At 61.8% G+C, this 14900-nt stretch carries 10 protein-coding genes; 2 read left to right on the top strand and 8 right to left on the bottom strand.

Annotated features, from left to right (window positions below; translation table 11 throughout):
* Positions 1 to 33: 33 nt before the first annotated feature.
* The 8 genes from IC761_RS19120 to IC761_RS19085 form a co-directional block, all read right to left on the bottom strand.
* On the bottom strand, positions 34 to 339 hold the full coding sequence (locus tag IC761_RS19120) for a hypothetical protein (RefSeq protein WP_195798200.1): 306 nt from the start codon (positions 337 to 339) through the stop codon (positions 34 to 36).
* 75 nt (positions 340 to 414) lie between these two features.
* Positions 415 to 1203, bottom strand: a complete 789-nt coding sequence (locus IC761_RS19115; RefSeq protein WP_195798199.1) for a 3-hydroxybutyrate dehydrogenase — start codon at positions 1201 to 1203, stop codon at positions 415 to 417.
* A gap of 37 nt (positions 1204 to 1240) precedes the next feature.
* Positions 1241 to 2032, bottom strand: coding sequence for an acetoacetate decarboxylase (locus IC761_RS19110; protein ID WP_195798198.1), 792 nt, complete (start codon positions 2030 to 2032; stop codon positions 1241 to 1243).
* A gap of 36 nt (positions 2033 to 2068) precedes the next feature.
* Positions 2069 to 3241, bottom strand: coding sequence for a DUF3734 domain-containing protein (locus IC761_RS19105; RefSeq protein WP_195798197.1), 1173 nt, complete (start codon positions 3239 to 3241; stop codon positions 2069 to 2071).
* Between the two features lie 491 nt (positions 3242 to 3732).
* Complete coding sequence (locus IC761_RS19100) at positions 3733 to 4335, bottom strand: PepSY domain-containing protein (RefSeq protein WP_195798196.1); 603 nt, start codon at positions 4333 to 4335, stop codon at positions 3733 to 3735.
* Between the two features lie 4 nt (positions 4336 to 4339).
* Entirely contained in the window at positions 4340 to 4849 is a 510-nt protein-coding gene (locus IC761_RS19095; RefSeq protein WP_195798195.1) for a hypothetical protein, read from the bottom strand.
* 139 nt (positions 4850 to 4988) lie between these two features.
* The gene (locus tag IC761_RS19090; protein ID WP_195798194.1) at positions 4989 to 5207 is read right to left on the bottom strand and encodes a hypothetical protein; all 219 of its coding nucleotides are present in this window, start codon (positions 5205 to 5207) and stop codon (positions 4989 to 4991) included.
* 73 nt (positions 5208 to 5280) lie between these two features.
* Complete coding sequence (locus IC761_RS19085; RefSeq protein WP_195798193.1) at positions 5281 to 5487, bottom strand: hypothetical protein; 207 nt, start codon at positions 5485 to 5487, stop codon at positions 5281 to 5283.
* A 696-nt stretch (positions 5488 to 6183) separates the two neighbouring features.
* Between IC761_RS19085 and IC761_RS19080 the strand changes: the two genes are divergently transcribed.
* Both IC761_RS19080 and IC761_RS19075 read left to right on the top strand, forming a co-directional pair.
* Positions 6184 to 12474, top strand: a complete 6291-nt coding sequence (locus tag IC761_RS19080) for an AAA family ATPase (RefSeq protein WP_195798192.1) — start codon at positions 6184 to 6186, stop codon at positions 12472 to 12474.
* A gap of 37 nt (positions 12475 to 12511) precedes the next feature.
* Complete coding sequence (locus tag IC761_RS19075; protein WP_195798191.1) at positions 12512 to 14884, top strand: PAS domain S-box protein; 2373 nt, start codon at positions 12512 to 12514, stop codon at positions 14882 to 14884.
* The last annotated feature ends 16 nt before the right edge of the window (positions 14885 to 14900 follow it).

Here is a 14900-nt window from a genome sequence, read left to right as displayed (position 1 = left end):
GAGCCTATACCAAGCCTCCGCAGTAGCGGCCGCTCAAGCGGCGGCATGTGCATGGGACGTTGACGTCGCGACGGGAGGGTCTTGCCTCGACTGCGTCTGCTTTCGACTGCGCGGCGGGCAGCCCATGTCTGGCGCGGAGTAGAACTCGCGCGGCTCACGCAGGCGGGCGTCGCGCGGCAACACATCCTCGTTGAACGTGTCCTCGCACCGGCGCAGAGCGTTGGCTAGGTTTTGGTCTCCGCCGAGATCGAGCGGCTTTGCCGCAGACCCGCGCGGCGCACGACCGTGCTCGCCAAGGCCGGCACTCCGGCGGTCGGAAGAGGTTTCGATGAACGACATGATATGCAATCCGTGTTGTGAGCCCCTGCGATGATTCCACCTTCCGGCGCAAGAAAGACCTGAGAGCGACCGCGCCTAAGCCGCCGTCCAGCCTCCGTCGATCGGGAGATTGGCGCCGGTGATCTGCGCGGCATCGTCACTGCACAGGAACAGTGCGAGCGCGGCCACCTGCTCCGAGGTGACGAACTCCTTGGTGGGCTGGGCCGCGAGCAGGACCTCGCTGATGACCTGATCCCGCCTCATGTGCCGCGCTGCCATCGTATTCGGGATCTGCTTCTCCACCAGCGGCGTCCAGACGTAGCCCGGGCTGATGCAGTTGCAGGTGATCTTCGACCTGGCGAATTCCAACGCCACCGTCTTGGTGAGGCCCGCAATGCCGTGCTTGGCTGCAACGTAGGCCGATTTGAACGGGGAGGCGACCAGGGAATGCGCCGAGGCTGTCATGATGATTCGGCCCCAGCCGCGTCGCTTCATGCCAGGCGCGGCCGCACGAATGGCATGGAAGGCGGAGGAGAGGTTGATCGCGATGATCGCATCCCATTTCTCGACCGGGAATTCCTCGATTGGCGACACGTGCTGGATGCCGGCGTTGTTGACGAGGACGTCGACGCTGCTGAAGGTCTTCTCGCCGAGTGCGATGAGCTCGGCAATTTCGTTCGGCTTGGCCATATCGGCGGGCGAGTAGACGGCCTTCACGCCGAAGTCGCTCTCGATCGAGGCGCGCTCGTTTTCGACTTCCCCCGGCGCACCCATTCCGTTGAGCACGATGTTGGCGCCTGCGCCCGCAAACGCACGCGCACACGCAAGGCCTATGCCGCTGGTCGAGCCGGTTACGACGGCCGTCTTACCGTTCAAAATACCCATTATGTTCACCTGTTTGATTTCTCACGTACGAGATCGATCACGTCACCAGGGTTCTCTCGGTGGCCCTGAGCGAACGTCTGAGCGGCTGTTGCAGATAGTCGTGGACCACCCGGCCGAGACCGAGCGTCAGGTCTGTCCGGATATGGATCGCGGAGACAATCTCCAGAACCGGCAGCTCGGCGACGGGCGCCAAGGCGTGGGGGGTTAAGGACAGTGCCGCGGGTCCGCTCCACGCGCCCTTCAGCACGATGTCCTCGAGGCGGTATTCGACCAGCTCGCAGATCCGCGGACTCCCATCGACGTGCGGAATGATCTTGAGCAGGAAGTTCGGTTCCTTGAGAGCAGCATCGACCTCTCCGAGGTCGGCCTCGCGGTGCTTGTAGCCCATCGTGCCCGTTGCAACCCGCAGCGGACCGTAATCAAGAGTGCCGATGAGCGTGTCGATCTCGGTTCGCAATGCCGGCTGACCGAACTTTTTCGGGAAGCCCCAGAGCTCGCGGCCGCCGGCAATGGGCCCGTCGTCGTTAAGGAACATGCAGTGGTTGTAGCCGCCCCGGCGGCCGTGGAAGGTCACCGGGATGACCTGGCCGCTCTCGGTGTAGTCGCCAAAGCCACTGGAGTCCGGCATGCGAATGAATTCGTACTTCACGAATGCCTCGCGCTCGTCGATCTCCAGCGGTTCAGGCACCACGGCGCGCAGCTTTGCCGGATCGGTGCGATACGTGATGATCAGATACTCGCGGTTCACGAACCGATACGGTCCCGGCGGATAGGCCGGGCTGGTAAGCGGCATTGCAAACGCCTGCTTGACGACGTCACTCTCACGCATTCGCCTTCTCCATCCGGTCCGCAATCATGTGCCTGGTCACTCGCGACCATCCTGTTCAAGATCGAACGTGAAGACGCCGTCCGGCGTGGTGGGGCGAGCGAGCACCTCGGGGTGGCGCAGCGTGCGCAGGGCATCGTGATAGCCGGCCCGCCAGTGGTCCTGCATCGAGGGACGAGAAAATTCGTAGTCCTTTGAGGGACCTTCGTGGCTGCTAGCGCGATAAATCAGCTGAACGATATTATAGGTGCTGTGAGAAGCGGCCGTGGTCAGGAGCTTCACATCTTCATGCTGGCTGAGGTCTTCGGGGAGACGGTTGAGCAGAGCGGCGAGCGCATGACGCAGACGCTGGACGTGCTTGAACTGATCGGTATTTGCGCGCGTGCGGCTCGAAAATTGGATCTCCTTTTGGCGCGTTGCGACCTCGGCGATGTTGCGCGGAAGCTGACCGCGCGCATTCCAGAGGTCGACCTGAAACGCGAGCATGTCCTGGGGAGTCCCCCCCTCGAGCACCCACTGGAGCGGCGTATTGGACACTAGGCCGCCGTCCCAGTAGTACTCGCCGTCGATCTCCACGGCGGCAAAGCCCGGCGGCAGCGCGCCGCTCGCCATGACATGCTCCGGCTGGATCCTGTGCGTGGTATTGTCGAAATAGACGAAATTGCCGGTTCTCACATTGACCGCACCCGCGCTGAATCGCGTCATGCCGGCGTTAAGGCGATCGAAATCGACCAGACGCTCCAGCGTGCTCTTCAACGCGCGGGTGTCGTAGAAGCTGGTGGCCTCGATCTTGCCGCCAGCTTGCAGCCAGGGCAGCGTCGGGCGTACCGAGAAAAATCCGGTTGCGCCGTAGGCTAGCGCGAAGCCCGCGCTGAGCTGGTTGAGGAAATTGCGGGTCTCGTCGCCTTGAACCGAATCCAGCAGGGAAGCGCCGGGCCAATGCCACGGCCCGTTCGAGGTCACCTCGCTCCAAAAATCCCGCAGCCGGTCGACCCGCGCCTCAGGCGGATTGCCTGCGATGATGGCCGCGTTGATCGCGCCGATCGAGATGCCGGCGACCCAATCCGGATGAATGTCGGCTTCGGCCAGAGCCTGGTAGACGCCGGCCTGGTAAGCGCCCAGTGCGCCACCGCCCTGCAGGAGCAAGGCGATGCAATCGAATGGTAGCCGTCGTTGCGCGGTGCTGAGGTCTGGTCGAGGCTGGAAGTTCATGAGTTGGCCTGCTGTTGGATTGCGGTGACTTGAGACGGATGTTCTAGGCTGATCGGCGCGTAGAGGGTGGATGGCCTGTCGAGCGAAGCGAGAGCGGACGGCGCCCGTCGACCAGATTGGTGCGAGTCACCGCGTGCGGCGCCGCGCTCTGCGGCTGCTTTTTGCCGTCTGCGCTATCCGCTGCTCTGCTGTGATGCTGCGGCTGCCGAACCACCGAGTTGCGACTAGGATTGCCATGATGCGTGCGGTGAGCGGTGAGGCCGTGCAGCCCATGGCCGTGGCTCGTGCCCGGAAGCAAGCTCACACCGGCGAGCGCAGCCGCCAGCACGAAAGTGATGCATGCGATCCGCGGCTCGGGTCTGAGTCCATATCGACGGGCAGTCATCGCTTGTCCATTAAAGAAACTAATCAGTGTAGTTTTGATCTATGGAAGTCCGCATGGTCACGCAACTCACAAGATCGTGCCCCCGAGCCAGCGACAGTGAGGCCGGCTAGTGATGGATCGTCTCCTCAGTGGCGAGCTTGGGCGGCTCGAACATGACCTCTTTCAAGCGGTCGCCGTTGGCGATAACGACCACGAAATTGAGTTTGCCGTCCTGCTTCATCAGACCGCCGGCAAGCGCGCTTCCCGCCGCGGCCTTCTCGGCAACGCGCACTGCATCAGACAATCGTTGCTTGATCCATTTCAGGGCGATGATGTTGGCCAGGTCTTCTCGATCGAGCTCCTTCAGCGACGACGTCATTTCTTTCTGAATCATGCGCCCGGTGTTCGCATCGATGACGTTTTCCCAGATTCGTTCATTCTTCACCGTCCGTACGCGATAGACGGGCGGGCCCGAGGTCTCGAAGCTGATATCCGCAGTGCGAGAACCGTCGTGTAGACGTTCGGCAGCGGCCATCGCCTCGGTCAGCGATATCTGTATGGCGCGAAATTGCTCGAGCATGCGCCGAAGCGCGGCATCCTCGGCATCACGCTGTTCGGCTGCGCCTCGACTTGCGGCGTCCAAAGGCGGCGGAGTGGCGGCAGCGACCTCGGCGGCAGCAAGCGTGGCGGAGCAAAGCATGATGGCAAATAGTCGCATCTTCTTCGTCATCGGGTTAATCCTGCGCTTCTCTGAAGGGGAGCTTCGTTCGCCGGGACGGCACAAACGCGTATCGACAAGAACTCTGCTGGCGGCGCGAGGAATCGCACCACTTCCAGCTCCGGGCCCGAGCGAACTTGCGCTGCGGTTCAGACTTGGCCACGCGGCGGCTTTTGGCCGGACCGGTTTGATCGCGAACGACCGGTTCAAGCTGTGCCAAGCTCTCGCGAGCAGGGGAGAGGGTCAGAGGCGATGTTACGAGGCTGCTCTCACTCTCATCGAGTTGCTCCGAGACCGGACGCGGCTGATGCGCAGCACTTGCCACATCGGAGCTGGTCAGCTGCGAGGTGGTCAAGGCGATCTCGTCCGGCGTCAGGGACGGGGCGGCCCGGTTGGTGTCGATGATAACCATTTCCGGCCGCTTCATCTCGGACAGGATCCGGATCGGCGGGCGCACAGAGTGCGATTCATCAGATCGGACTGGCGCAGGCGCGGGCAGCACCCAGTCGGCGGCGAACAGCAGCAAGAGCAACGCTCCCCCGACTGACACAAAATAGCCGCGCAGGGGAATTGCAGATTCGACCAAGCTGCTCGCGCGCATTGATAGAGCGGAGTTCCTGCTCACGGCACCCGGCTCCTGAGAATGAAATCATTTCGTCTCATCGTCAGATGCCCCAAGGGCGCGGATGCGCGCGCGCGAGTTCACTGTCGAGATAGCCGCGCTCGTCGAGCCATTCGCCTGGGCAATATGCCGGCCGCTTCGGATCGATCTCGAACCCGTCGCGCTTGAGAGCTGTTCGCGTGCCCGTGAGACCGGTCCACACGACGTGTCCGGTAGGCAGATCCAAGCGCATCGCGTCGAATACTTCGATCAAGTTCAGCATGTCAGGTCTCTTGCCATGTTGGTCAGGCGTTCAGCACGATGACGTCGGTGATGCAATCGGAGGCGAGCCAGGGTCATCGGGCGGCGCTCCTGCCGGTTCGAGGTCCGGCCGGCACCGCCTCTCTGTCGACGAGTGCGTGGAGCCAGGCGAGCAGCGAAACCGTGACGCCGAGCACCAATCCGACGCCCACGAGAGACAGGGCCACGACAAGGTTGAGCGAGGCGAGCGCAAGCGCCGGCCACGGGTTTTCCCTCGCGAGCGATAGCAACAGGGCTGACATTGTCGTTCTCCGAAATAAACTACACCGTATAGTACATATAAATCGTGAACCGTCGGATCTGTCAAGCCGAGACATCAAGCTTTGTTTGGCGCTTCGAACACTGGGCTTCGAGCGCGACGACGCGTCCTGCGCCAAGACCGAGACATGGCTACGAGTTCGCCAATTGTCCCGCTCGGAAGTTCCAGCAAATTATCGCTTCGGATGGCCGCGATTTCCCTGAAATCGTCGGGTCGAACGGCATTGCACAGGGCTTGTCGCGACTGCTTCTGCGAGCGCAATCTCGATTGAGCCAGGTCTTCACCACGGCAGACCTGTAGCTGAAATGCGCGTGGCGGAGAAGTAAGCGAAAGCTCATTGCGGGCAACCAGAGCGGTACGCCGCGGCACGAACATCCAGTGGAGCGCAGGAGATGAAAAGGCTCTCGCGGCAACTTTCTGATGTGAACTTTCGGGCCAGCCGAACGACCGCCCCCTTATGGCGATCGTACTCACTGGTGATCATACTCGGCCCGCGAACACATCTTTTCGCGGGTAGCGGTATTTAGGTATACCTCGCGTGGCGGAGGGGGTACCTTGGGGTTCTCACCGGCTTGCAGCCCAGCGCCTTCAAACATGCCGCCGGACCGGTACTTTGGCTTAGGTTGCGCCACCTATTGCTGCACGGCATAATCTCACGTTGCCGCGAGGAGTCCGGCGTTTGAACCTACGCTTTCAACACGACGCTGGTGAGATAGCTGATCTCCAGGTCTTGTGGGAGGACTCCCAGTATGCCCTCTACCGTGGGCGGCGCCTCAAGCAAGGCGGCACCAGCCTGGAGTCGGTTCTGATTGCCGTCCCCGCCGCGGAGCAGGCCTCGCCTGCTATCCTCGACCGTCTCGTCCACGAATACGGTCTAAAGGATGAGCTTGATGCGACCTGGGCTGTCCGGCCGCTCGATCTCGTGCGCCAAGGCGGCCGGACCTTGCTCCTTCTGGATGATCCCGGTGGCGAGCCGCTCGAGCAGCTGATCGGCGAGCCCATGGACATCGAGGCTTTCCTGCGCCTCGCAATCGATATCGCCAAGGTCCTGTCGAAGACTCATTCGCTCGGTCTGATCCACAAGGACGTCAAGCCCGCCAATATCTTTGTGAACTGCGCGAACGGGCCGGTGCGGTTGGCGGGATTTGGGCTGGCATCGAGACTGCCGCGCGAACGGCGCACGCCCGAGCCGCCAGACATCATCGCGGGCACACTCGCCTATATGGCGCCCGAACAAACCGGGCGAATGAACCGGTCGATCGATTCCCGCGCCGATCTCTACGCGCTTGGCGTGTCGTTCTATCGAATGTTGACAGGCGTGCTGCCGTTCAACGCTGCCGACCCGATGGAATGGGTCCACTGTCATATCGCGCGAAAGCCGGTCGCGGCGAGCGAGCGATGCGCAAGCATTCCGGTGCCGGTCTCCGACATCGTGGCAAAACTCCTCGCCAAGACGGCGGAGGAGCGATACCAGACAGCTGCCGGTCTCGGTCACGATCTCAGGCATTGCCTCAACGAATGGATACGGCAGAGCCACATCGCGCGTTTTTTGCTCGGTGAGCGTGACGCGCCGGATCGGCTGTTGATCCCCGAGAAGCTGTATGGCCGAGAGCACGAGGTCGAAAGCCTGCTTGGCGCCTTCGATCGCGTTGTCGCGGGTGGAGGGCCTGAGCTCGTCGTGGTCGCCGGTCAGGGCGGCGTGGGCAAGTCGGTGCTGGTGGCCGAACTGCACCGCGCGCTGGTGCCCTCACGCGGCCTGTTTGCGTCCGGCAAATTCGATCAGCTCAAGCGTGACATCCCCTATGCCAGTCTGGCGCAAGCGCTTCAGGGCCTGATCCGGCCTCTGTTGGGGAAAAGCGAAGCCGATCTCGCCCCGTGGCGCGCGGCGCTGGTCGCAGCGCTTGGTCCTAACGGCGCACTGATGGCGACACTCGTACCCGAACTCGAAATCCTCATCGGTCCGCAGCCGCCGGCGCCGGAGCTGTCGCCGAAAGATGCCCAGCGCCGTTTTCAACTTGCGCTGCGTCGTCTGCTCGCTGCGTTCGCCCGACCGGAGCACCCGCTGGCGCTCTTCCTCGACGACCTGCAATGGCTTGATGCAGCCACGCTCGATGTTCTTGAGGATCTCTTGACCCAGCCGGAACTGCAGCACCTGCTTGTTGTTGGCGCTTATCGCGATGACGAGGTCACGCCTGCGCATCCTCTGATGCGACGACTGGCGGCGATCGGCGGAGCCGGCGGACGCGTGCGGGAGATCACGTTGAAGCCGCTCGGGCTCGAGGACGTGAGCCGGATGGTTGCCGACGCGCTACGTTCACGCCCCATCCAGGCCCTGGCCCGGCTGGTACATGCAAAGACTGCCGGGAATCCGTTCTTCGCCATCCAGTTTCTGACGGCCCTCGCCGAGGAGGGGCTGCTGGCCTTTGATCGCGGCACTGCGTCCTGGCGATGGGACCTCAAGCAGATACGTGCCAAGGACTATACCGACAACGTCGCGGACTTCATGTTGCGCAAGCTGCGCCGCCTACCGGTCGCGACCCGTACGGCTCTCCAGCAACTCGCCTGTCTTGGCAGCGCCACGCCCGTTGCGACCTTCGCGCTGGTGCGCGGTGATACCGAGGATGCGGTGAACGCGACGGTCGGGCCGGCGATCCGGGCGAGAATTCTGTTTCGGGAAGGCGGCGCCTATCGATTTCTGCATGATCGTGTTCGGGAAGCGGCCTATGCGTTGATCCCCGACGGCGAGCGCCAGGCCGTCCACCTCGCTATTGGCCGACGACTCCTCGCTGACGGGCTGCCGACATCGGTTGAGGACGGCATTTTCGAGATTGTCGGACAGCTCAACCGCGGAAGCAACTTGATCAACGCGGACGATGAGCGCGAGCGGCTCGCCGGGCTGAACCTGATTGCGGGCCAGCGCGCAAAGTTCTCAACGGCCTATTCTTCCGCCCTGACTTATCTTGTCGCCGGCACGGCGCTGCTGCCGGCAGATGCATGGCGGCGCCGGCATGATCTCGCCTTCGCTTTGGAGGTGCAACGAGCCGAATGCGAGTTTCTCACGGGTGCGCTGGCTGAAGCGGAAGCGCGCCTCGCCGGACTGGCAGACCGGGCCGCTAGCCCACCTGAGCTCGCAACCGTTACGCGTTTGCGCGTCGACCTGTTCATGACGCTTGACCAAAGCGATCGCGCCATTGCGGTCGGGCTCGAGTGCCTGCGACGTTTCGGCATCGGCTGGTCGGCGCATCCGACGATAAAGGACGTAGAGGATGAATATTCGGAGTTGAGCCGGCAGCTCGGGGGCCGCCCGGTCGAAGCACTGCTCAATTTGCCCAGCATGGCGGATCCGATCGCATGCGCGGCGATCGATGTCCTCACCTCGCTCGTAACTCCAGCCCTGTTCACGGACGAGAAGCTGCGGTGCCGGATCATCTGTCGCATGGGAAATCTTTGTCTGACGCACGGCAATAGCGACGCCTCCTGCTATGTTTACGCCGCCGTCGGCAACGTCGTGAGCCTCTATTTCGGCAATTACGAGCTGGGATTCCGATTCGGTGAGCTCGGTGTGGAGCTGGCGGCGTCGCCTGGAATGGAACGGCTGAGGGCCCGCGTCTACCTGGCCTTCAGCAATCTCGCCAAACCGTCCCCGCGCCACTTTCGGAACGGGTGCCCCGTTGCCCAGTATACCTTCGAGGCCGCGCAGCAGGCCGGCGACGTCACCTATGCTGTGATTAGCCGGAACAATCTCGTGACCCAGCTTCTCGCTGCCGGCGCTCCCCTCTCTGATGTGGAGCGTGAGGCCGAGGCCGGGCTCAAATTTGCCCGTGGCGCTGGGTTCGGTCTTGTCGAGGCTCTCATTACGGCACAGATCCGGTTCATCCGGACTCTACGCGGTCTGTCGTCCTCGTTCGGCTGCTTCAACGAGAATGGGTTCGACGAGCGGCAGTTTGAGTCGCAGCTAGAGGCTCAGCCAAGTCGCGGGATAGCAGCTTGCACGTACTGGATCCGCAAGCTGCAGGCACGTGTCCTTGCCAACGATGATGCGATCGCACTTGCTGCCGCGACAAGCGCGGAACGACTACTGTGGATGTCGCCGGTGATCTTCGAGCGGGCCGACTACCACTTATTTGCTGCGCTGGCACTGATCGGGCTGTGGGACTTCGCATCTGTCGACCAACGTAGCCATTATCGGGAGAAGCTGGCTGCTCACCAGCGCCAGCTCCGGGTCTGGGCCGAGCATTGCCCGGAAAATTTTGCGAGCCGCGCCGCACTGCTCGATGCCGAGATCGCACATTTGCAGGACCGGGAAATCGAAGCCGAACGCTTGTTCGAACAGGCCATACGTTCGGCTCGTATCAATGACCTCGTGCAAGAAGAAGCGCTCGCGTACGAACGGGCCGCGCGCTTCTATGCGGCACGCGACTTCGGGGACATCGCGCATCTGTATCTGCGCAAAGCCCGCTCCTGCTATTTGCGTTGGGGCGCCGAAGGCAAAGCCAGGCAGCTCGACGATATGCACCCGCAGCTCAGCGAGCAGGAGAGGGCACCGGGGCCGACAAGCACGATCGGAACGCGGGTCGAACAGCTCGATCTTGCGACTATCACGAAGGTGTCGCAGGCCGTCTCAGGCGAGATGAATCTGGAAAGGCTCATCGATACGCTGTTGCGGACCGCTATTGAACAGGCGGGCGCGGAGCGGGGCCTGCTCATTTTTTCGCAACAGGATGGACCGCAGCTAAAGGCATCGGCCAGAACAATCGGCCATTCGATCATCGTTGAGCAACGTGAGGAACCGGTCAGCGCTTCCATGCTGCCGCTCTCGATGCTCAATCACGTGGTGCGAACCTCGGAGTTCATCGTTCTGGATGACGCAGAGAGAGAGGCGCCGTTTTCTGCCGATCCCTATATCGTGGAGCGCCGGGCACGATCTATCCTGTGCGTGCCCCTGCTCAACAGGGCCAGCTTCACTGGTGTGCTCTATCTCGAGAACAACCTCAGCCCTGGTGTCTTTTCGCCCAGGCACACGGCCGTGCTGAAGCTGTTGGCATCTCAGGCCGCGATCGCCTTGGAAAATGCCGTTCTGTATCGCGATCTCGAGCAACGCGAAGCGAAGATCAGGCGGCTGGTCGACGCGAACATCATCGGCATCTTCACCTGGCGTCTTCCGCAGCAGGATTCGCAGGACTTTCTTCTTGAGGCCAATGACGCATTCCTCCAGATGCTCGGATATGACCGGGACGAGTTCGTGTCGGGCCGCATGCGGCGATACGGGCTGACCCCGCCTGAGTGGCGCGAGAGAGACACGCAGACGCTGGCCGAATTGCGCCAATTCGGCGTTTGCCGACCGTTTGAGAAAGAATACTTCCGCAAGGACGGAAGCCGTGTGCCGGTGCTGATCGGCGCCGCGTCTTTCGACGCTACAAGAACCGAGGGCGTCGCCTTCGTCGTCGACCTGACCGAGCGCAAGCGGAAGGAGCACGAATTGCGGGCCAGTGAGGAGCGCTTTCGCACACTCGTTCGGTTCTCTTTCGACATCTACTGGGAGATCGACGCGCAGTATCGCTATGTCCGTCGGGAGTTTCCCGAGGGCGTCGCTGGCGAGCAGCCGCCGATCGGCACGATGCCGTGGGAAACGCCTTACCTCGAGCCTGACGCCGAGGCCTGGCGCAAGCTCCGTGAAGCACTCGATGCCCGCCTGCCCGTCCGAGACTTCGAGGTGGCGCGGCTGACGCCGGGCGGCGTCAAACGTTGCATATCCGTCTCCGGGCTGCCGGCATTTGACGAGACCGGACACTTTATCGGTTACCGGGGTGTCGGGCGGGACATCACCGAGCGCAAAAGAGCGGAAGAGGCGCTTCGGCGCAGCGAAGCTTATCTTGCCGAAGCGCAGAGGCTGAGCAATACCGGCGCGTATTCTTTCAACGCAACGGGGTCGCTGTATTGGTCCGAAGAGCTTTATCGGATCTGGGGATTTGACCCGCTGCAGGGCATTCCAAGCCGCGAAATCTGGCAGCAACGGCTTCACCCGGATGATCGCAATAGATTCCTGGAAAAGCACCAGGGGGGATCGCGCCAGAACGGCGGATATGCGATCGACTACAGGATCGTCCTACCGGACGGCACGATCAAGCATCTGCGGTCGATCGGTCACCCCTCGTACTCGGCGGCAGGAGAACTCATTGAAGTTGTCGGTACGACAATCGACATAACGGAACGCAAACGGGCTGAAGCTGAGCGGGAGCGGGTACGGCAGCTCGAAACGGACCTCGCGCATCTCAACCGGCTGGGTGTCATGGGAGAGCTGACCGCCTCTCTGGCGCACGAGATTCTTCATCCGATTGCCACTGCGCGGAATAACGCTCGTGCCGGCATGCGCTTCCTGGAAATGAAGCGGCCAAACCTTGGCGAGGTCATGGAGGCGCTGGCATGCGTGGTGCGGGATGCCGACCGAGCCAAAGACATTGTCGGCCGCATCCGGGATCACATCAAGAAATCACCTCCGAGAAAAGAGACATTCGATCTCAACGAGGCCATCGATGAGGTGATCGTGATGGTGCGGCATGCAATCGATAGAAACAGCGTTGCAGTCCACACCCGCCTGAAGGAAGGTCTGATGTCCGTTGACGGCGATCGTGTTCAACTGCAGCAGGTCGTGCTCAATCTGATCCTGAACGCCGTGGAGGCCATGAGCGCTGCAGGGGAGGGGCCGCGCGAACTCTCGATCAGCACCGGGCCAGGCGACCGCGGCGGCATCCTCGTCGCAGTTGCCGATTCCGGGCCGGGCATCGATCCGCAGCATCTCGACCAAGTCTTCAAGCCGTTCCATACCACCAAGCCCAGCGGAATGGGGATGGGGCTCTCGATCTGTCAGTCCATCATTGCAGCTCATGGTGGCCGCTTGTGGGCCGAGGCCAATCGACCCCGGGGTGCAATTTTTCAGTTCACTCTGCTCGCCGGGCCGGACAGCCCATGAGTAACCTTCACCCGGCGTAGTCCATGAGGGAGCCGTCGTGAGCATCGTCCAGGATCTGCTTCGCATCAACACCGCGCGCAACCGCAGGGCCCGGCTGCCCGCGGTTGCTGCCCAGTTCGCGCTTGGCATCGTCGGGCTGATATTGATCGCCCTGGTCTGTGTTCAGCTCGGCTTTGGGCTTGCGCGCACCGGCTTTGCCTATGTGATCTTGCTCGCTCTCGTTTCGCTTTTCGGCAGCTTCGGCGCCTCCGTGGTTCTGTCGATCCTCGCCGCAGCCTGCCTCAATTACTTCTTCGCGCCTCCACTGTTTCAGCTCAGCATCGATCTTCCGCATGATCTTGAGAGAACCGCGGTGTTCTTGACGACGTCGTTGGTCGTAACCGCGCTCACGACAAGACTCGGGCGCGCGGCGGACGAACTCCGCGGAGTGCAAGCGAAGTGGGAGAAGGCGGAGCGGGTCGCGCATTTTGGATGGTGGGAACGAGACTTCACCACCAACCACGTGACTCTTTCGGATGAGGTTTCGCGGATTTTCGGCGTTAAGCCGGTCGATTTGCCGGACTGGCATGGGCGATGGCTGGAATTGATCCATCCGGAAGACCGGGCGACGGCAGCCGAAGCCGCCTCGGCTGCCCTACATCCCGGCGGGCCACGCTACGAATTGGAATATCGGGTCATACGTCCTGACGGAGCGGGGCGAGTCATCCGCAGCCACGGCGATGTCACTTGGGACGAGACGGGGAGGCCGCTACGGCAGTTTGGCGTCCTGCACGACATCACGGAGCTGAGAAGTACCGAGCAGGAGCTCCGCGCGAGCGAGCGGCGATTCCGCACCTTCGTGGACTATGCAGCTGACGGTTTTTTCCTGTTCGATGATCATGCCATGGTTCTCGACGTTAATCGCCACGCCTGCGAGAGCTTAGGGTACAGCCGCGAAGAACTGATCGGGAAACATCCACGCGATTTTGACCTTGCCCTTGACGAGGAGGCGATCGAGCGCCTGAGACAGCGAATGCTCTCGGGCGAGACGGTCACTTTCGAGACCCGCCACAAGCGCAAGGACGGCACGTCCTTCCCGGTGGAGGTTCGCGGCGGCCTGATCGAGCAAGGCGGCCGCCGGTATTTGAGCCTGGTACGTGACGTCACCGCGCGCAAGCGGGCGGAGGAGGCGCTCCAGCGCAGCGAAGCCTATCTGGCTGAAGCGCAGAGGCTTAGCCACACCGGCACGTCGGTCTATGGCGCCGGAGGGAATCTCTACTGGTCGGAAGAATGCTACCGCCTTTGGGACTTTGACCCTTTGCAAGGCTTGCCTGATGCGGAAAGTGTTTTGCAACGGATCCATTCGGACGATCGCGACAGAGTGCGCAAGGAGATTCGGAAAGCGCTGCGCGAAAAGGGGGAGCATTCGATCGAGTTCAGAATCGTGTGTTGTGGGACAGTCAAGCACATCGAAGCGACCTCCCATCCATTGCTTTCCGCGCATGGCGATATCGACCAGATCGTCACGACACATGTCGATGTCACCGAACGCAGGCGCGCGCAGGCGCAAGCCGAGCGACTGCTCCAGCTCGAGTCGGATCTGGCGCACATGAATCGTTTGAGTATCATGGGAGAGTTGACGGCGTCGCTGGCGCACGAGATCCTGCATCCGATCGGCACCGCGCGCAACAACGCGCGCGCGGGGATGCGCTTGCTGGAAATGAGCCCGCCAAATCTGAGCGAAGTCAAGGAAGCGCTCGGCTGCGTCGTCAGGGACGCCGACCGGGCCAAGGACGTCGTCGGCCGCGTTCGCGATCACATCAGGAAAGCGCCTCCGCAAAGGGACGTATTTGACCTCAACGAAGCGATTCATGAGGTGATTGTGATGGTGCGAACGGCACTGCACAGGAACAAAGTGTCGGTCCACACTGGACTTATGGCCCATATGGCGTCCGTTCGGGGCGACCGCGTTCAACTTCAACAGGTCATGCTGAACTTGATCCTGAACGCTGTGGAGGCGATGAGCTCGGATAAGGAGGGAATGCGAGAGTTATCGATTAGCACCGAGCCAAGTCAGACGGGCGGCATCCTCGTAGGGGTTCGCGATTCAGGATATGGAATTGAATCCGAACATCTCGATCAAATTTTCGAACCCTTCTACACGACCAAATCCGGCGGAATCGGTATGGGACTCTCGATCTGCCGATCCATCGTTGATGCCCATGGCGGCCGTCTGTGGACGGAGGCTAATCGACCGCGAGGCGCTGTGTTTCAGTTCACCCTCCCGGCAGTCAATGAAAGCACAGAGATTCCTAGCTCAACATGCTTTGAAACGGTCCAGATGACGCCAGCTGCCCGCGAAGCCGAAGGTTCGGATAGCAGGAACCCTGGCCTCAAGTCGGCAACACAAGAACCGTCGGCTTTGAAGTGATTGGGAGAGTTATAAT

It is taken from the genome of Bradyrhizobium commune (assembly GCF_015624505.1).
GTDB classification, from domain to species: domain Bacteria; phylum Pseudomonadota; class Alphaproteobacteria; order Rhizobiales; family Xanthobacteraceae; genus Bradyrhizobium; species Bradyrhizobium commune.
This window is presented reverse-complemented; position numbering and strand designations above follow the sequence as displayed.